This window comes from Pseudomonas sp. TE3786, assembly GCF_054057335.1.
Genome location: NZ_JBSRZF010000002.1, coordinates 387,510 through 404,674, shown reverse-complemented (window position 1 = coordinate 404,674; position 17,165 = coordinate 387,510). Strand labels below are relative to the sequence as shown.

The window sequence follows — 17,165 nt, the reverse complement described above, 5'->3', positions numbered from 1 at the left end:
CCGATGGATTTGAGCCCACGCGAAAAAGACAAAATGTTGATCTTCACTGCCGGCCTGGTGGCCGAGCGCCGACTGGCGCGCGGGGTGAAGCTCAACTATCCGGAGGCCATGGCCTATATTTCCGCCGCCCTGCTCGAAGGTGCCCGCGATGGCCGCACCGTGGCCGAGCTGATGCACTTCGGCACCACCCTGCTGACCCGCGAGCAGGTGATGGAAGGCATCGCGGAAATGATCCCGGAAATTCAGATTGAAGCGACCTTTCCCGACGGCACAAAACTGGTGACCGTACACCAGCCCATCGCCTGAACCGACTGCACAAGAAGACCGATATGACCATTCGCGACGCCATCCCTGCCGACCTGCCCGCCATCCGCGACATCTTCAACGACGCGGTGCTCAACACCACCGCAATCTGGATGGACGCCACCGTCGACCTGGCCAACCGCGCGGCCTGGTTCGCCGCCCGTGCGCAGCAGGGTTATCCGATTCTGGTGGCCATCGATGAGGCCGACGAGGTCGTCGGCTATGCCTCGTTTGGCGACTGGCGTCCCTTCGATGGCTTCTGCAACACCGTCGAGCACTCGGTGTATGTGCGCAGCGACCAACGCGGCAAAGGCCTCGGCCCGCTGCTGATGCACGCGCTGATCGAACGGGCCAAAGCCTGCGGCAAGCATGTGCTGGTGGCCGCCATCGAAAGCGGTAACACCGCCTCCATTCGTTTGCACGAACGCCTCGGCTTTATCACCACCGGGCAGATGCCCCAGGTGGGCCGCAAGTTCGGCCGCTGGCTGGACCTGACCTTTATGCAACTGATCGTCACCCCTGAAAGGAGCGCGCCATGATCCCCGGTGAATACCAGATCCAGCCCGGCGACATCGAACTCAATGTCGGCCGCCGCACCGTCACGGTGAACGTGGCCAACAGCGGCGACCGGCCGATTCAGGTTGGCTCGCACTTCCACTTCTTCGAAACCAACGACGCCCTGACCTTCGACCGCCCTGCCGCACGCGGCATGCGCCTGAATATTCCGGCCGGCACCGCTGTGCGCTTTGAACCGGGGCAGTCGCGGGATGTGGAGCTGGTGGAGCTGGTCGGCCATCGTCGGGTGTTCGGCTTTGCCGGGCGGGTGATGGGCGATTTGTAAGACCAACTCCATCCGTAGGAGCGGCGTCAGCCGCGATGCTTTTCAAGGCCAAGAGCATCGCGGCTGAAGCCGCTCCTACAGGAGACCTTCGTTTTTGGCGGCATCGGGAAGCAACCAATGAAAATCAGCAAACAAGCCTACGCCGATATGTTCGGCCCCACCGTTGGCGACAAGGTGCGCCTGGCCGATACCGAGCTGTGGATCGAGGTGGAAAAAGACTTCACCGTGTATGGCGACGAAGTGAAATTCGGCGGCGGCAAGGTGATCCGCGATGGCATGGGCCAGAGCCAGTTGAACGCCGCCGATGTGGTCGACACGGTGATCACCAACGCGCTGATCATCGACCACTGGGGCATCGTCAAAGCCGACGTCGGCCTCAAGGGCGGGCGCATCGCGGCCATCGGCAAAGCCGGTAACCCGGACATCCAGCCGGAGGTGACCATCGCCATCGGTGGTGCCACCGAAGTGATAGCCGGTGAAGGCATGATCCTCACCGCTGGCGGCATCGACACCCACATTCACTTCATCTGCCCGCAGCAGATCGAAGAAGCCCTGATGAGCGGCACCACCACCATGATTGGTGGCGGCACCGGCCCGGCCACCGGCACCTATGCCACCACGGTCACGCCGGGGCCCTGGCATATGGCGCGCATGCTGCAGGCCGCCGATGCCTTCCCGATGAACATCGGCTTTACCGGCAAGGGCAACGTCAGCCTGCCGGAGCCGTTGATCGAGCAGGTCAAAGCCGGTGCCATCGGCCTCAAGCTGCACGAAGACTGGGGCACCACCCCGGCCGCCATCGACAACTGCCTGAATGTGGCCGACCAGTACGATGTGCAGGTGGCGATTCATACCGACACCCTCAACGAGTCGGGCTTTGTCGAAACCACCCTGGGCGCGTTCAAGGGTCGCACCATCCACACGTATCACACCGAGGGTGCCGGTGGCGGTCACGCGCCGGACATCATCAAGGCCTGCAGCCTGCCCAACGTGTTGCCCAGCTCCACCAACCCGACCCGGCCGTTCACCCGCAACACCATCGACGAACACCTGGACATGCTGATGGTCTGCCATCACCTGGACCCGAGTATTGCCGAAGACGTGGCCTTCGCCGAAAGCCGTATCCGCCGCGAGACCATCGCCGCCGAAGACATCCTACATGATCTGGGCGCGTTCTCGATGATCAGCTCCGACAGCCAGGCCATGGGCCGCGTCGGCGAGGTGATCACACGCTGCTGGCAGACCGCCGACAAGATGAAAAAACAGCGCGGCGCGCTGCCCGGCGATGGCACTGGCAACGACAACTTCCGCGTTAAGCGCTATATCGCCAAGTACACCATCAACCCGGCGATCACCCATGGCATCAGCCATGAAGTGGGCTCCATCGAAGTGGGCAAATTCGCTGACCTGGTGCTGTGGCGTCCGGCGTTCTTTGGCGTAAAGCCGACCCTGATCCTCAAGGGCGGCGCAATTGCCGCCAGCCTGATGGGCGAGGCCAACGCCTCCATCCCCACCCCGCAACCAGTGCACTACCGCCCGATGTTCGGCAGCTACGGCGGCATGCTGCACGCCACCAGCCTGACCTTTATCAGCCAGGCGGCGTTTGATCTTGGCGTGCCCGAGCAGTTGGGGTTGAAGAAACTGATCGGCGTGGTCAAAGGTTGCCGCACCGTGCAGAAGAGCGACCTGATCCACAACGACTACACCCCGCAGATCGACGTTGATCCACAGACCTATCAGGTCAAAGCCGACGGGCAATTGCTCTGGTGTGAGCCAGCGGATGAGTTGCCAATGGCGCAGCGGTATTTCTTGTTCTGAACCACGCCCCTGCCCTACCACCGTCACCCCAGAGCAAGCTGGGATCCAGGCTTTTGCAGTGGGCCGCTAATCGAGCCCCATCCAAGATTCTGGATCCCAGCCTGCGCTGGGATGACGGGGTAAGGCGGGATGAAGGTGTCGGAAGGTTTACGCTGTTACGCCCGGCTCAACCGCAGCAACGCCAAACAATCCTCGGCACACCAATCGGCCAACTCAGGCCACAGATTCTCCGGCACATTCACCCGCACCGTATGGGTACCTGCTGCACGCCCGCTGTCGAGGTCGAAGCGGTAGTCGCCAACCATCACCATCTCGCTCGGTGCCACCTGCCATTGCTCGGCCAGATGCAGCAATCCGCCCGGATGGGGCTTGGGCGGGGCTTCGTCGCGCCCGAGGATATCCACCGTGGCAAAACAATCACCGAGACCAATGGCTTGCAGGGTGAGCAGCGCCAGCGAGTGGGCGTTGCGGGTCAGAATGCCAAGCTGATGACCGCGCTCATGCAGCTCGCGCACCAGTTCGATGGCTCCCGGGGCCGGCTGGGCATTCAGGGCCAGCTCGCGCTCGTGCTCCATCAGCCAGGCATGTTTGGCGGCAGCCACTTCGGCCGGCAGTGCGGCGAGGTGATGGAGGATGTCGTCCTCGGCGGGAATTTCCAGCTCACGACGAATAGCCGCGAAGTCATGCACGGCAATGGTCAAGGTGCCGTCCATATCGAACACCCAGTGACGGATCGGGGCCAGGCTCATCGGTTAACTCCAGCGCTACAGATAGCGCGGCAGTATACGGCGATGTTGCCCCTGAAAATCCCGCCCCCAGGCGCTAAAGAGCGCCGGGGCTCAATAGTTGAGGGTCATGATCACACTGTCCTGATAACTCCCCTGCGGCTGATTCGGCTGGGAAGGATCGATGGTCGCGTCGAAGGTGAAGTTCTGCGCCACGCCCGAGCCGGTAAAGGTCATCGGCTGCGCCACGTTCCAGATCACCGTGGTGTTGGGTTGGTAGAGGTTGTAGCGCAGCAGGTCGCTGCCGCTGATCATTTGCCGCCAGGGTGCCTGGTAGTGGGTGCCGTTATCGAACGACACGGAATAGCCCTCGTTGTTGGTACAGGTGACGTTGACCGTCTGGGTGATTTTGCTGAATTGGCTGATCAGGGCTTTGCTGCCGAAGTCGATGTCGAGGTTGGCGGTGTTAATCAGGCAGGCCTTGGTCACCACCAGCGTGATGCTGGCGGTCGTCGGCAAGCCCGTGCCCCAGGCGGTGATGGTGGTGCACAGGTTGGCCAGGCAGGCTTGCGTCAGCCCTGGGGTACGCTCCCAGGCACAGAGCACCAGCACTCCACCGTCACAGATGGCGTAGTACCAGCGAAAGGTCACGGTGCCAGTGTAGGTGCCGGCTTGCACATTGGGGCCCAGGGGGACATTGAAGTACAGACCGATCCCCGACTGGCTGCCGCCCAACGCGAGGACGTTGAGGGTGTTGATATCCGTCGCCACACCGCTTTGCAGCACGCTGGCCGGGGTGGTGCTGGTGCCCACGGTAAAGGGAATGGAATAACCGCCATTGGTCAGCGTCAGTGGCGTGGCCTGGTCGAGCATCACCCGCACGTAACTGCCGCCGAGCAAGGTCAGAGTTCCGCTACAGGCCACCCCGGCGGCACCGTAGCCGCCGCGCGCGGTGGTGATCAGCGCCAGCGAGCTGATGGTGCCCAGACTGACGTTGCCCGCCCCAGCACTGCAGGTGGCTTGGGCCAACCCGGCAGCGGCCAGCAGCAGCAAACCGAGGCTGCCGACACACCACGCGCGAACCATGCGAAACAGCCAGTTGCCTTGCTCTGATGCGCTCATGCGCGACTCCTGGTCAGCGACAGGTCAGCGGACCTATCAGGCTCACTTCTTCTTCCGGTTTGTCCACGGTGAAGGCCGCCGAGCATTGCTTGCCATCCGGCTGGGTGACCCGCAGTTGGTTGGTTTTCTGCAAGCCTTCGAAATACACCAGCCCATCAAAACCGACGAAAGCGCGCAGATCAGTGCCTGCGACCTTTGTCTCGCTGCCACGGGGAATCACTTCGCCACGGCTATCGATCAACACGATGCTGGCCGCTACCACCTGACGCATCTTGAACTCCAGCAGCGCGCCGGAGCCCTGGTGGACGGCGATCTTGCTTTCCACCTCGGGGGTGCGCACGTTGGCCGGTAGATTCAGTGGGTCGATTTCATACTGCCCGCCGTAATAGGACGGTACCCAGGGCACCAGCAGATGCCCGCTCTTGTTGGTGTTGCCGATCAATTGATGTTCGAAGCTGACCGGTACATCGGCAAAGCCATTGGTGCTGACCAGCACAAAGGCATCGTCGATACGGTTGCTGGGGAACACGTCGCCGTCCATAACGATCAGCGAGCCGCTGAGATCGGCCCATTGGGTCAACGTGCCATCGTTGCGGTACACCCCGACCTGGGCCTGGGTGTAGGGCGTACGCCAGCTGACGTCCGCCTGTTCATAGGAGCTGCCGCCGCCGGTGGCGTAGGCCAGGTTGTAGCCAATACCGCCCTGGGTCGGCGCGGTGCGACTGAGGTTGACCCGCTCGCGATAGCTGCCACTGGTGTCGCGTTCAACGCTGGCGCTAAAGGTGGAGAACACGTCGAACGGCATGATGAATTGCACCACCGCCGAATAGCCGCTGGTGCCGATCTCGCGATTCATCGCCAGGTACACGCTGCTGTTGCCCCACAGGCTATGGGACCAGGACAGGTTGAGCAGGCGGCTGCGCTGGCCGTCCATGGTCTCGCTGGAAAAATAGCCGACACCGATGTTGCCGGCATTCCACGGATTGAAGGAAAAGGTCAGTTGGTCGGTCTGGCGGGTCAGGGTCAGCTCATCGCGGTCCAGCTCCAGAGCGCTGACCATGCTCACGTCGACATAGCCGGAAGTGCGCTGCACATGCTGGGCAGACACGCCGAACAGGGTCGAGTAGTAGCTGTAGCCGATGCTGGTCTGCTGACCGCTGAGGTTGTCGTATTCGCTGTGGGCCACGGAGGTGCCCAGAGTGCCCCAATTGCCCAGCCCGATGGTGGCACCGACACCGCCCAGGCGCAGGGTTTCGCCGAGCTCGGCATGGCTTTCGGCGGTGAAGTAATCACTCAGGCCATACCGGAAGGTGCCGCTGCTCACCGTGCTGCCGTAGGCGAAGTTTTCCACGCCATAGTCTTCGCGGATCTTGCCGGCGGATAGCGAGTAATCGGACAGACCTTTTTGCAGCAGCGAGTTGGTTACGTAAAACGGCACATCGGTGGCTACCTGACGGCCCAGGGCGTCGGTGGTCACCACCCGCGCGCTGCCGGCACCGCTGATATAGGGCACGTTGCTGACGGTGTAAGGACCCGGGTTGACGGCGTCGCTGCTGACCTTGGCGTTGTTGATAAACAGGTCCACCGAGGTCGGCACCGCCGCATCGCCACTGAAGCGCGGCAAGGGGTAAGTGATCAGGTCCGGGCGCAGGCCGAAGTTGCGCGACACCTGCACGCCACCCACGCGCACCGCGCTGTTCCAGGTCAGCGCACCGGTGATCACGTCACCGGCCATATAGCGGGTCATGGTTTGCTGATTGTTGTAGCGCCAGAAGGTGTCATAACGCACGTAGCCGTCCTGCTGCTCCTCGATATCATCGAAGGCGTGCCGGTACACCCCGGTGTTGCTGAACACCCCGGCGCTACCAAACGCGCGCTGTTCGAGAAAGGTGCTGAGGTAATGAGTGCCGTCCTCGGTGTCGTTGTAATTGGCGTCGTAGTTGAGCAAGCCGCCGAACGAACTCTGCGCCGGCAGGTTGTCGTACACCGAAGTGGAGCCGAGCTGCTGACTGGGCAACCAGTCCATTGGCAGGGTCAGTTTCAGGCGCTGCAATTCCTGGTCATAGCTGTGTTGCAGGCCGGCGATACTGTCCAGCGCCTGCTCGCCAACTGCACCGTCCGCCAGGCGCACGCCGGCTTCGCGCAGGTCCTGCGCATCGACAAAATAACGCCCGCCCTTGACGCTCACCTGCACCACCCGATCGCTCGGCTGCTCATTGATCACCACCTCCAGAAACAGGGTGTAGTCGGCCGCTGCAGGCGCGTCTGCGCCGGCAACCGGTGGTGCGGCGACAGGTTGTGCGGTACCAGGTTGCGCTTCGGGCGCAGCCACAGCGGGAGCTGCCGGTGCCTCGGAAGCCGCCAACCCATCCCGCAGAGGCCAAGGCACAGGCTGCACCGCATCGGCTGCAAACAGGCGCGGCGCAGCGGGCAGCAAGAGTGCCAGCAGCACAACGGCCAGATGAGCACGGCCATCGTCTCGTCTGAACGATGACGCTTGCTTCTCCCTGAAGCGAGGCACGCGGGTCTGTGACGGTCAGTGCGGGGAAATTGGCTGAAGCTCAGCCATCTCATTTATTCGCGCCTCCAAGGTGAACGAGTCGGGCACCGTACCCGGCAGCTCCCAGCGCATTCGCGCCCCCGGCAAGACATAGCCGAGCAGGCCTTCGGCGATCTGGGTCTTCTTGCCGCCTTGCTGCAGCGTCACGTTGGCCAGACGCGCATGCACCGGGCCCTGATTGTTCAGCAGCAGATAGCGTTTGCCGCCCTCGCTCTGTACCTGGTAACGCACATCCGGCTTGAGCAACTGAATGCCTTCCTGCGGCTTGGCAGAGGCGCTGGCCAGGCTGACGCCGGTACCGAGGACAAACAGCGGCACCGAATAACGCATCTGGAATTTCACCCCGAGCGCAGCATCCACCTTGGCATCCGGCGGCAGCAGTTCGTCCACCAGCACCCGGTAGGTCTGCTCGGTAGCGGCGGCTGGGGCCTGCATTTTCATCAGGCGGATCATCTGCCGCTTGCCCGGGTCGATGGTCACCACCGGCGGGCTGGCGACCACTGCGCGCTGGGCGCTGAGCTGGTCGGCGTAATCGGCCTGCCCCCAGTTGAGTACCCGCACCTGCAGGCTGATGGCGGCCTGACCACGATTTTCCAACCACAACGCTGCGGCCTTCTGGTCGGCCTCGATCTGCGGGTTGATCGGCCAGATCAGCACCGAACTGGCGGCTGGCGTCCGCTCGCTGTGCAACAACAGGGGCAGGGCAAACAACAGGGTCAGGGCAAACAACGGCAGAATCCGGCAACTGCGCTCAGGCATGGGTAGCTCCTTGGTCTGTTCTGGTTGTTGTTTTTCTGGCAGCTGCAGGCTCAGTTGAAGCTGACGGTAACGACCACGGTGTCGGTATAGATCCCCGCTGATGGCATGGGTGTCACCGCAAACAAGCGGGCGTATACCGGATAGGTCAGGGTCGCGGCACCAACGGGTACGGTCAGGCTCATGGCGGTGGCACCATTGCTACCGTCGCCCCAGATGGTCGTCCCGCTGTTCTGAAACAGTTGGTAGCGCAGCAATTCCGAGCCCTTGGCCAGGTAACGGCCGCCGCTCACATTGGCGGTATGGGCCCCGGTGCTGATACCGATGGTGAGGCTGGTGCCCGGCGTGCACTGCACTTGAATGGAACCGGCCCCCACCGTGCTGGTAACCGGAACGTCGGCCGACAGGGAGGCGACCTGGCCAAAGTTGATATTGCCGTAGGTGGTGACATCGCTGGCCCCGGAACCGAGCAGACAGCCGCGGGCAATCGCCGCTCTGACGAAGAACGTTTTCGTCACATTGAGTTCGTTCAGACCGGTATCCGCGACCACTGAAGCGCACGGCAACATGCTCGCCACTACGACGGCAAACAGCCATGACAACGCCTTCATCACCAGCTCACCGTAACGGTGATGGTGTCGGTATAGGTGCCCGGCGTGGGTGCCGGTTGCGCCGGCACGCGGCCATATACCTGCAGGTACTGATCGGTGCCGCTGCCGGTCCCGGTGACGCCGGTGGTGTTGTCCCACACCGTGGCGTAGGTGGCGTTGGTGTAAAGGTTGTAATTGATCTGCGCCGAGGCCGGGCCGGTCATGCGCCGCGCCGCCACACTGCCACTGCCGCCGGCACTGAGCAGCACACGATAGGGGGTATTGAGCAGACAGTTGATGCGCAACGAGCCATTGCCGATCTGGCTGGTGACCGAGACCAGGGCGGTAAGGGAAAAGTAGGTGCCGAAATCCAGAACGCCGAATTGGCCAAGGGTTGCCGGTGCCGTGCTGCCCGCGCTACAAGCCGGCAACACTTCCGCCGACAGGCCGATGCTGGCGGTTTTGCTGCCTGCGGCAGCAACGAAGGCGGAAGGGCTGAATACCGCGACCAACAGCAGCCACTTCCATGGAGTATCCCGAAGACGACGCATGGCTTGTCCTGGTAGAGAAGGGGTCTTCCGTGTTGCGTAAGTGACGGTGATCCTCGCGGGCAACGGCAACTGGGCTAAAGGTGGACAGGCGCTTACCAGGTCACGGTGACCTGCACGGTATCCACATAGGTACCCACTGCCGGAGTGGTCTGGTTCGGCACACGGCCGTACACCACCATCTCCTGAATGGCCCCGGTGCCGGTACCGGCCACGGCGTCACCGCCGTTACTGCCATTGCCCCAGGGGACCAAGCGGCCGGAATCGGAGTACAGGTTGTAGTTCACGAAGTTGGCGCCATTGATCATGCGCCGCTGGTTGCTGGCACCGACGTTGAGGCCGGAGTTGAGTGCCACGTTGTAGGCCGTCGAGGCCGCGCAGTTGATGCCGAACGAGCTACCCGCCGTGGCCCCTACCGACTGGGCGTCAAGGGTGCTGTCCAAGGTCGGGTGTTGACCGAAGTTGATGCTGCCGAAGTTGTTGGTACTGCCGTTGCTGCTGCCGTTGTTGATGGTGCAGCCGGCTCCGATGATGATCTGGATACCCAGTTGCCCCTGCACCGTGCCCGCTGCATCGGCCATGGAAAAAGGGACGAGTACAAGTGCGGCAGGGATCAGCAGAAAACGGTACTTCATCTCATATAACTCCTACGAAATTAGTCGCGTATTCACGCTTAATTGCAACGTAGTAGAAATTCGCCTGCTTTCAAAACAACTTGATGGCGTCAACTATTGCGCCTGCCGTCTGTGCGCTAACGCGCATATGACGCAAGTTGTTGTTCTCTTAACCAAGCGGTTAACCCTGTAGGAAAAAGTAGTTAGGAAAAATCGCCGATATCGCACAAGACAATCAGCAGCAAAGTTGGCCTGAAAACCAGCCAAACTCTGTATTTACCGGTGCCAGAGGTCGACCCAAAGCAACTTTCCATATCAGATAAGCAATTGTGACTGCGGGCTTTTTAGCCATTAAACGATGGCTGTAAAGTTGGATTTTCTGACTTTTTTATATAGCCAATGGCGATAGCTTTTATCGCAACTTTATTGCTAACAGAGCAACTTACCCCCACTAACTCCTATCGCCGCTGGCTATAACCAGCAACATTCAGATTGCGAAACACCTCTGTTCCCCACCATTAAGGGGAAGAGCAGAGGTGTTCTGCGCCAGCGGGTAATTTGTTGCGGCGGCTTAACGCCAATCTTCGCGAACCCGGGTCAGCCCTTCTTGCGCCACCGAGGCCACCAACTGACCGGCGCGGTTGAAGATGCTGCCGCGGGCAAAACCGCGACCATTGCCGGACCAGGGGCTGTCCATCGCATACAGCAGCCAATCATCCATGCGCAGGTCGGCATGGAACCACAGGGAGTGGTCGAGGCTGGCCACCTGCATAAACTTCTGAAACACCGAGACGCCATGGGGCAGCATCGAGGTGGTCAGCAGGTTGAAGTCCGAGGCATAGCCCAGCAGGTATTTGTGCAGTTGGCGCTCGTCCGGCAGGGTGCCGTCGGCGCGGAACCACACGTACTTCACCGGCTCACGCACCACCGGCTCGTAAGGGTTACCGGTGATCACCGGGCGGATCTCGATGGGTTTGGGGCTGGTAGCACGTTCGAGCATGCGCGCGGGAATAAACGCGGCGGCTTCGCCTGCCAGCTCGGTTTCCGAGCGGAAGTTTTCCGGGCCAGGCACATCGGGCATCTGCAACTGGTGACTAAGGCCTTCCTCATCATTCTGAAACGAGGCGCTGCAGGTAAAGATCGGCGCGCCCTTCTGGATCGCCGTCACTCGCCGGGTGCTGAAACTGCCGCCATCACGCACGCGGTCGACCAGGTACACCACCGGCAGACTGGCATCGCCAGCGCGCAGAAAATAGCCATGCAGGGAATGCACATGCCGCTCGGCTTCCACTGTCTGGCTGGCGGCCGACACGCACTGGCCGAGCACCTGGCCGCCGTAAAGTTGCCGAAAGCCAAGGTCCTGGCTGACGCCACGGAACATGTTTTCCTCGATCTGCTCCAGGCTCAGCAAGGCCACCAGATCATCGAGTAGTTGGCTCATCGGTTATTCCTCATCACGCATTTATTCAGGCGGGTGAAATGGTAAAGACTTTGCCCGCCGCTGTCGGCTATCACAGCAAAAAAGGCCGGTGCCCATCAGTCCAACCTCGGCGGCTTTTGCGCCAACCACTGCTCACGCCTGAGGCGATACAGCACATGGGGACGCAGCGGATGGTCCGCAGGCAGGTTGGGATGCAGGAAGTCATCCCCGGGGTCACGTTGCATACCGATGCGCTCCATCACCGCCCGCGAAGGCCGGTTGGCCGGCACGGTAAAGGCCACCACCTGCGGCACGTGCAAATGCTCGAAGGCGCAGGCCAGCGCCGCACGCGCCGCTTCACTGGCAAAGCCCTGGCCCCAGGCGTGCCGGGCCAGGCGCCAACCGATCTCGATGGTGGGCCGCCCGGCCTGGCAAAACGGCGCGTCGAAGCCCACCACGCCAAGCCCGGTAAAGCCGATAAAAGCGCCGTTGTCCTTGCGCTCCAGGGCCCACAGGCCAAAGCCATGCTCAGCGCTATGGGCATGCACCCGTTCGATCAGCGCGGCGGCCTCGGCGCGGTTCTGGGTGGCGGGGAAATACCGCATCACCATAGGGTCGGCGACCATCTCGGCAAATGGCAGCAAGTCCTCATCACGCCAGGTGCGCAGCAGCAGGCGTTCGGTTTGCAGTTCGATGATTTCACCCATGGCAGTTTCCTCTACGGCATCTGGCTTGAGGTCGCCCAGCTTGACGGGGATACTGGCGGCCTCTTTTATCTGGTTGAGTGTATGCGTCTGCCCCTGGTCTATCACGACGACTACAGCCCGCCCTTCCCGGCCAACCATCGTTTTCCGATGGAAAAATTCCGCCTGCTGCGCGAGCACCTGGTGGATAGCGGCCTGACCACCGACGCCGAACTGATTCGCCCGGAAATCTGCCCGGCCGAGATTCTCGCCCTGGCCCATGAGCCCGGTTATATCGAGCGCTTTCTCAGCGGCCAGCTCAGCCACGACGAACAGCGGCGCCTTGGCCTGCCCTGGAGTGAAGCCCTGGCGCGGCGCACCGTACGGGCCGTGGGCGGCTCACTGTTGACCGCCGAACTGGCCCTGCAGCACGGCCTGGCCTGTCACCTGGCAGGCGGCACCCATCACGCCCACTACGACCATGCCGCCGGTTTCTGCATCTTCAATGATCTGGCGATCATCAGCCGCTACCTGCTGGCAGCCGGGCGGGTAAACCGTGTGCTGATCTTCGACTGCGACGTGCACCAGGGCGACGGCACCGCGCGGATTCTGGCCGACACGCCGGAGGCGATCACCGTGTCGCTGCACTGCGAAAAGAATTTCCCCGCGCGCAAGGCCGCAAGCGATTGGGACATTCCCCTGCCGATGGGCATGGGCGACGAGGATTACCTGCGGGTGGTGGATGACAGCCTCAACTACCTGCTGCCGCTGTATCAACCCGACCTGGTGCTGTACGACGCCGGTGTCGATGTACACAAGGATGACGCCCTGGGTTATCTGCAACTCACCGACCAGGGCCTGGCCGAACGCGATGAACGCGTTATCCGCCACTGCCTGGGCCGCGATATTCCGGTGATGGGCGTAATCGGCGGCGGCTACGACAAAGACCGCATGGCCCTGGCCAAGCGCCATGGGATTCTTCATCACAGCGCCCACCGGGTCTGGCAATCGTAGGAGCGGCTGGGCGGCACCCCGCTTCAGCCGCTCCTACACGTCCAGACGCGGTTACGCTCAATCACCAAAGGCAAAACTCGATGTACCACGGAGAAAAATTCAACGCCTGGACCCATCTGGTCGGAGCCGTATTGGCCGCCATTGGTGCGGTCTGGCTGCTGGTGCTGGCCAGCTTCAGCGGCGATGCCTGGAAGATTGTCGGGGTGTCCGTATATGGCCTCACCCTGGTGCTGCTCTACAGCATCTCCACCGTTTACCACAGCATCAGCGGGCCGAAAAAACGCCTGCTGCAAAAGCTCGATCACCTGTCCATCTACCTGCTGATCGCCGGCAGCTACACGCCGTTCTGCCTGATCACCCTGCGCGGCCCCTGGGGCTGGACGCTACTCGGCATCGTCTGGGGCCTGGCGCTGGTGGGCATGCTGCAAGAGATCAAACCGCGCTCCGAAGCGCGGGTGCTGTCGCTGATCATCTATGCGGTGATGGGCTGGATCGTGCTGATCGCGGTCAAGCCACTGATCGCCGCCCTGGGCATGACCGGCTTCAAATGGCTGGCTGGCGGCGGTGTGCTGTACACCGTGGGGATCATCTTTTTTGCCAATGACAGCCGCTTTCGCCACTGGCACGGGATCTGGCATCTGTTCGTCATGGCCGGCAGCCTGCTGCACTTTGTCGCGATTCTGCTGTACGTGCTGTAAGGACACATCCGGCAACTTTCGTTTGCCTCTTGAAAGAGGTTCAACGCCGCCCCGCTTCTTCAGCCATCGCGTCAGCGCCAAGCTGGCTGCCACTGCCTACCGGCAGCTCTTTGGTTGAACAGGAAGCCCTGCCATGAAGTACCGCTCACACCCGCTGCGCACCAGTCTCGCCTTGTTGGCACTGAGCCTCAGCACACTCAATGTGGCCTTTGCCGCGCCCAAGACCGGCGAACTGCAAGTGGTCGCCGAACTGCCGATCCGCCCTGGCAACGTTGCCCCCGCCGCCCATGATCGCGTGTTCGCCACGGTGCATCCCCTCGGTGCCCCCACCACTGCCCAACTGATCGAAATCACCAGCCGCAACAGCTACAAAGCCTGGCCCAACGCCAGCCTGCAACGCGGCACCGGCGCCGCCAACGACGCCCAGATCGACAGCCCCCTGGGTATCGCCGTCGACGGCAAAAACCGCCTATGGATAACGGATATGGGCCTGAACCTGGGCAAGACCCGCCTGTGGGCCTTCGATATCGCCAGTGGCCGCGAGCTGTACCGTATCGAACTGCCCCAGGCCATCGCGCCCAAAGGCAGCTTTATCCAGGACCTGGCCGTGGACGACAAAGCCGGCTGGATCTACCTGGCCGACATCGCCAACCCCGGCCTGATCGCCGTGCAAATCGCCAGCGGCAAGGCCCGGCGCTTCAGCGGCCATCCTGCCCTGCAAGCCGAGCCGGATGCCCAGATGGTCATCGCCGGCAAAGCCATACAGTTCCAGGGCAAACCGGCCAGCGTAGCGGTCAACCCGCTGAGCCTGTCGGCCGACCATGCCACCCTGTTCTTCGGTGCCATGAATGGCAAAACCTGGTATTCAGTGCCGACCAAACTGCTGCGTGATGGCGCCAGCGACCAGCAGATTGGTGCCGCCATTAGCCGCGTAGGGCCCAAACCGGTCTCCGACGGCGCTGCTACCGACGCCCAGGGGCGGCACTTCTTCACCAACGTCAACGACGGCGGCATCGACGTTCTCAACCCCGACGGCAGCCTCCGCCCGCTGGTCCGCGATGCCCGCCTAGACTGGCCGGACAGCGTGCACCAGAGCGGCAACGGCTGGCTGTATATCTCGGTCAATCAGCTGTACAAAACCCCGGCCTTCAGCGGTGCCGAAGACGGCGGCAAACCGCCCTACCTGGTAATGCGGGTTTGGCCTGGGCCATCTTGGCCTGGGAAATAAATGGGGGTAGGTTGGGTGGGGCTAACGCCTAACCCAACCTGCGGAGCTCCCCATGCCCACCCTGCATATCGGTCTGATCGGCGACTACAACGCCGACGTCATCGCCCACCAAGCCATCCCCAAGGCCCTGGCCCTGGCTGGCGCGGCAGTGGGCGTCAGCGTGCAACCGCAATGGTTGGCCACCGAGAGCCTGCCGGGGCACAAACACCTGGCCGAATACCACGGCCTGTGGGCGGTACCAGCCACCCCCTACCGCGACATGGATGGCGCCCTGTTCGCCATCCGCTACGCCCGCGAACGCCAGGTACCCTTCTTCGGCAGCTGTGGCGGCTTCCAACATGCCCTACTCGAATACGCCCGCGCGGTCCTCGGCTGGGCAGACGCCGAACACGCCGAAACCCACCCCCACGCCACACGCCAAGTCATCGCCCCGCTTAGCTGCAGCCTGGTGGAAGTCAGCGGCGACATCGAACTGACAGCCGACTCGCAACTGGCCAACGCCTATGGCCGCCAGCGCATCACCGAGGGCTACCACTGCCGCTACGGCCTCAACCCCGACTTCGCCCAAGCCCTTAGCAGCGGCCCCCTACGCATCACCGCCCGCGACGACCAAGGCGACGCCCGCGGCATCGAACTGGAAGGCCACCCCTTCTTCGTCGGCACCCTCTTCCAACCCGAACGCAGCGCCCTGCAAGGCAGCGTGCCACCAATCATCCAAGCATTTATCCAAGCAGCAGCAGACCAACCGCAGTAATCAGCAAACACGTTTTCAGCCTTTGATCTGGCGTGTGATATGCCCGCCCCATTAGCGCAGGTCGAGTGGAGTTGTTGAGCGGCCGGGAGCCGCGAGAGTCACGTTGGGCCAAGGTTGGGGCTGTACGAGACAACCACATGGGCAGGACGCAAAACCAATCCCCAGCAAGCGACGAACACTCTCAGCTAGAATGCCGCCAACCTCCCCCGCAGCCATCCCCATGACCACAACCGCTCCCCCCATCGTCATCATCGGCGGCGGCCCCGCCGGCCTGATGGCCGCCGAAGTCCTGGCCCTGGCAGGGCAAAAAGTCCAACTCTTCGACGCCATGCCCTCAGTCGGCCGCAAATTCCTCCTCGCCGGCGTAGGCGGCATGAACATCACCCACGCCGAACCCAAAGCCGCCTTCCTCACCCGCTACGGCCCCAGGGCCCGCGAACTCAGCACCCTGCTGCAAGACTTCGACGCCGACCACCTGCGCACCTGGATCCACAACCTGGGCATCGACACCTTCGTCGGCACCTCGGGCCGCGTGTTCCCCACCGATATGAAAGCCGCGCCCCTGCTGCGCGCCTGGCTCAAACGCCTGCGTGAACACGGCGTAGTTATCCACACCCGCCAACGCTGGCTGGGCTGGCATGCCGATGGCCGTCTGCGGATCGCCGGCAGCGCCGGCGAACAGGCCCTCGAGGCACGCGCCGTGGTGCTGGCCCTGGGCGGCGGCAGCTGGGCACGGCTGGGTTCCGATGGTGCCTGGCAGACCTTGCTGACCGAGCGCGGGGTGGCGTTGGCACCGCTGCAGCCGAGCAATTGCGGCTTCGAGGTGGAGGGTTGGAGTGCGGTGTTCAACGACAAATTCGCTGGCGCGCCGGTGAAGTCCTGCGCCATTGCCCTGCCCGGTCAGCCGCCGCGCCTGGGGGAATTCGTGGTTACCGCGCAAGGGGTGGAAGGCAGCCTGGTATACGCCTTGTCGGCACCGATTCGCGACACCATCAACCGCGCCGGCAGCGCCACCGTGCAGCTCGATCTGCTGCCGCAGAAAAGCCCGGAGCAGGTGCTGGCCTTGCTGAATAAACCCCGTGGCAGTAAATCCATCAGCAACCACCTGCGCAGCGCCCTCGGCCTGGACGGCGTGCGTGCCGGCCTGCTGCGCGAACTCACCGATGCCGCCACCTTCGCCGACAGCGCAAAACTGGCGCAGGCGATCAAAGCCCTGCCCCTGACCCTGGTGCGCACCCGGCCACTGGACGAAGCCATCAGCAGTGCCGGTGGCGTGCCGTTCGAGGCGTTGGATAGCCAGCTGATGCTCAAGCAACTGCCCGGGGTGTTCTGCGCCGGCGAGATGCTCGACTGGGAAGCGCCTACCGGCGGCTACCTGCTCACCGCCTGTTTCGCCAGCGGCCGGGCCGCGGGTTTGGGTGTACTCGACTGGCTGCGCTGAAGCCCCCGCCACAACCTGGAACCATCGTGCTAGATTTACCACTCTCCCGC

General features: G+C 62.7%; 18 protein-coding genes. 9 read left to right on the top strand and 9 right to left on the bottom strand.

The features are described from left to right. Positions 1-3 precede the first annotated feature (3 nt). The 4 genes from ureA (at position 4) to ureC (ending at position 2,962) form a co-directional block, all read left to right on the top strand. Positions 4-306, top strand: coding sequence for an urease subunit gamma (gene ureA, locus ACVW0Y_RS04285; protein WP_457436285.1), 303 nt, complete (start codon positions 4-6; stop codon positions 304-306). Positions 307-329: 23 nt separating this feature from the next. Further along, entirely contained in the window at positions 330-842 is a 513-nt protein-coding gene (locus ACVW0Y_RS04280; RefSeq protein ID WP_457436283.1) for an N-acetyltransferase family protein, read from the top strand. Then, the gene (locus tag ACVW0Y_RS04275; RefSeq protein ID WP_457436282.1) at positions 839-1,144 is read left to right on the top strand and encodes an urease subunit beta; all 306 of its coding nucleotides are present in this window, start codon (positions 839-841) and stop codon (positions 1,142-1,144) included. Before ACVW0Y_RS04280 ends, ACVW0Y_RS04275 begins: the two co-directional genes overlap by 4 nt. 117 nt (positions 1,145-1,261) lie before the next feature. Next, positions 1,262-2,962, top strand: coding sequence for an urease subunit alpha (gene ureC, locus ACVW0Y_RS04270; RefSeq protein WP_457436281.1), 1,701 nt, complete (start codon positions 1,262-1,264; stop codon positions 2,960-2,962). 155 nt (positions 2,963-3,117) lie between these two features. On the opposite strand, the gene ACVW0Y_RS04265 is transcribed toward ureC, so the two are convergent. From ACVW0Y_RS04265 to ACVW0Y_RS04225, 9 genes are all read right to left on the bottom strand, one after another. Continuing rightward, the gene (locus ACVW0Y_RS04265; RefSeq protein WP_457436280.1) at positions 3,118-3,711 is read right to left on the bottom strand and encodes an HAD family hydrolase; all 594 of its coding nucleotides are present in this window, start codon (positions 3,709-3,711) and stop codon (positions 3,118-3,120) included. A gap of 90 nt (positions 3,712-3,801) precedes the next feature. After that, the gene (locus ACVW0Y_RS04260; RefSeq protein ID WP_457436279.1) at positions 3,802-4,809 is read right to left on the bottom strand and encodes a Csu type fimbrial protein; all 1,008 of its coding nucleotides are present in this window, start codon (positions 4,807-4,809) and stop codon (positions 3,802-3,804) included. 13 nt (positions 4,810-4,822) lie between these two features. Continuing rightward, positions 4,823-7,198 (bottom strand): fimbria/pilus outer membrane usher protein, encoded by a 2,376-nt coding sequence (locus tag ACVW0Y_RS04255; protein ID WP_457436277.1) that lies wholly within the window; start codon positions 7,196-7,198, stop codon positions 4,823-4,825. A 147-nt stretch (positions 7,199-7,345) separates the two neighbouring features. Beyond that, entirely contained in the window at positions 7,346-8,128 is a 783-nt protein-coding gene (locus ACVW0Y_RS04250; protein ID WP_457436276.1) for a fimbrial biogenesis chaperone, read from the bottom strand. Positions 8,129-8,178: 50 nt separating this feature from the next. Next, complete coding sequence (locus ACVW0Y_RS04245; RefSeq protein ID WP_457436275.1) at positions 8,179-8,736, bottom strand: Csu type fimbrial protein; 558 nt, start codon at positions 8,734-8,736, stop codon at positions 8,179-8,181. Beyond that, positions 8,736-9,266, bottom strand: a complete 531-nt coding sequence (locus ACVW0Y_RS04240) for a Csu type fimbrial protein (protein ID WP_457436274.1) — start codon at positions 9,264-9,266, stop codon at positions 8,736-8,738. Before ACVW0Y_RS04240 ends, ACVW0Y_RS04245 begins: the two co-directional genes overlap by 1 nt. Positions 9,267-9,358: 92 nt before the next feature. Further along, positions 9,359-9,898: a Csu type fimbrial protein gene (locus ACVW0Y_RS04235; RefSeq protein ID WP_457436273.1), complete on the bottom strand. Its 540-nt coding sequence runs from the start codon at positions 9,896-9,898 to the stop codon at positions 9,359-9,361. Between the two features lie 550 nt (positions 9,899-10,448). After that, positions 10,449-11,318: an acyl-CoA thioesterase II gene (gene tesB / locus ACVW0Y_RS04230; RefSeq protein ID WP_457436271.1), complete on the bottom strand. Its 870-nt coding sequence runs from the start codon at positions 11,316-11,318 to the stop codon at positions 10,449-10,451. 95 nt (positions 11,319-11,413) lie between these two features. After that, the gene (locus ACVW0Y_RS04225) at positions 11,414-12,004 is read right to left on the bottom strand and encodes a GNAT family N-acetyltransferase (protein WP_457436270.1); all 591 of its coding nucleotides are present in this window, start codon (positions 12,002-12,004) and stop codon (positions 11,414-11,416) included. 81 nt (positions 12,005-12,085) lie between these two features. Here ACVW0Y_RS04225 and ACVW0Y_RS04220 point away from each other — a divergent pair, with 81 nt between their 5' ends. From ACVW0Y_RS04220 to ACVW0Y_RS04200, 5 genes are all read left to right on the top strand, one after another. Continuing rightward, the gene (locus tag ACVW0Y_RS04220; protein WP_457436269.1) at positions 12,086-12,994 is read left to right on the top strand and encodes a histone deacetylase family protein; all 909 of its coding nucleotides are present in this window, start codon (positions 12,086-12,088) and stop codon (positions 12,992-12,994) included. 80 nt (positions 12,995-13,074) lie between these two features. Beyond that, entirely contained in the window at positions 13,075-13,692 is a 618-nt protein-coding gene (gene trhA / locus ACVW0Y_RS04215; RefSeq protein WP_457436268.1) for a PAQR family membrane homeostasis protein TrhA, read from the top strand. Between the two features lie 133 nt (positions 13,693-13,825). Next, on the top strand, positions 13,826-14,920 hold the full coding sequence (locus ACVW0Y_RS04210) for an L-dopachrome tautomerase-related protein (protein ID WP_457436266.1): 1,095 nt from the start codon (positions 13,826-13,828) through the stop codon (positions 14,918-14,920). Between the two features lie 52 nt (positions 14,921-14,972). Beyond that, positions 14,973-15,674, top strand: coding sequence for a CTP synthase C-terminal region-related (seleno)protein (locus ACVW0Y_RS04205; protein ID WP_457436265.1), 702 nt, complete (start codon positions 14,973-14,975; stop codon positions 15,672-15,674). 190 nt (positions 15,675-15,864) lie between these two features. Then, a complete protein-coding gene (locus ACVW0Y_RS04200) occupies positions 15,865-17,115 on the top strand; it encodes a TIGR03862 family flavoprotein (protein ID WP_457436264.1) in 1,251 nt (416 codons plus the stop codon). Positions 17,116-17,165 lie beyond the last annotated feature (50 nt).

Coding starts and splice junctions, on each gene's coding strand:
- ureA (WP_457436285.1), top strand. CDS start 4: ATGGATTTGAGCCCACGCGAAAAAGACAAAATGTTGATCTTCACTGCC.
- ACVW0Y_RS04280 (WP_457436283.1), top strand. CDS start 330: ATGACCATTCGCGACGCCATCCCTGCCGACCTGCCCGCCATCCGCGAC.
- ACVW0Y_RS04275 (WP_457436282.1), top strand. CDS start 839: ATGATCCCCGGTGAATACCAGATCCAGCCCGGCGACATCGAACTCAAT.
- ureC (WP_457436281.1), top strand. CDS start 1,262: ATGAAAATCAGCAAACAAGCCTACGCCGATATGTTCGGCCCCACCGTT.
- ACVW0Y_RS04265 (WP_457436280.1), bottom strand. CDS start 3,711: ATGAGCCTGGCCCCGATCCGTCACTGGGTGTTCGATATGGACGGCACC.
- ACVW0Y_RS04260 (WP_457436279.1), bottom strand. CDS start 4,809: ATGAGCGCATCAGAGCAAGGCAACTGGCTGTTTCGCATGGTTCGCGCG.
- ACVW0Y_RS04250 (WP_457436276.1), bottom strand. CDS start 8,128: ATGCCTGAGCGCAGTTGCCGGATTCTGCCGTTGTTTGCCCTGACCCTG.
- ACVW0Y_RS04245 (WP_457436275.1), bottom strand. CDS start 8,736: ATGAAGGCGTTGTCATGGCTGTTTGCCGTCGTAGTGGCGAGCATGTTG.
- ACVW0Y_RS04240 (WP_457436274.1), bottom strand. CDS start 9,266: ATGCGTCGTCTTCGGGATACTCCATGGAAGTGGCTGCTGTTGGTCGCG.
- ACVW0Y_RS04235 (WP_457436273.1), bottom strand. CDS start 9,898: ATGAAGTACCGTTTTCTGCTGATCCCTGCCGCACTTGTACTCGTCCCT.
- tesB (WP_457436271.1), bottom strand. CDS start 11,318: ATGAGCCAACTACTCGATGATCTGGTGGCCTTGCTGAGCCTGGAGCAG.
- ACVW0Y_RS04225 (WP_457436270.1), bottom strand. CDS start 12,004: ATGGGTGAAATCATCGAACTGCAAACCGAACGCCTGCTGCTGCGCACC.
- ACVW0Y_RS04220 (WP_457436269.1), top strand. CDS start 12,086: ATGCGTCTGCCCCTGGTCTATCACGACGACTACAGCCCGCCCTTCCCG.
- trhA (WP_457436268.1), top strand. CDS start 13,075: ATGTACCACGGAGAAAAATTCAACGCCTGGACCCATCTGGTCGGAGCC.
- ACVW0Y_RS04210 (WP_457436266.1), top strand. CDS start 13,826: ATGAAGTACCGCTCACACCCGCTGCGCACCAGTCTCGCCTTGTTGGCA.
- ACVW0Y_RS04205 (WP_457436265.1), top strand. CDS start 14,973: ATGCCCACCCTGCATATCGGTCTGATCGGCGACTACAACGCCGACGTC.
- ACVW0Y_RS04200 (WP_457436264.1), top strand. CDS start 15,865: ATGCCGCCAACCTCCCCCGCAGCCATCCCCATGACCACAACCGCTCCC.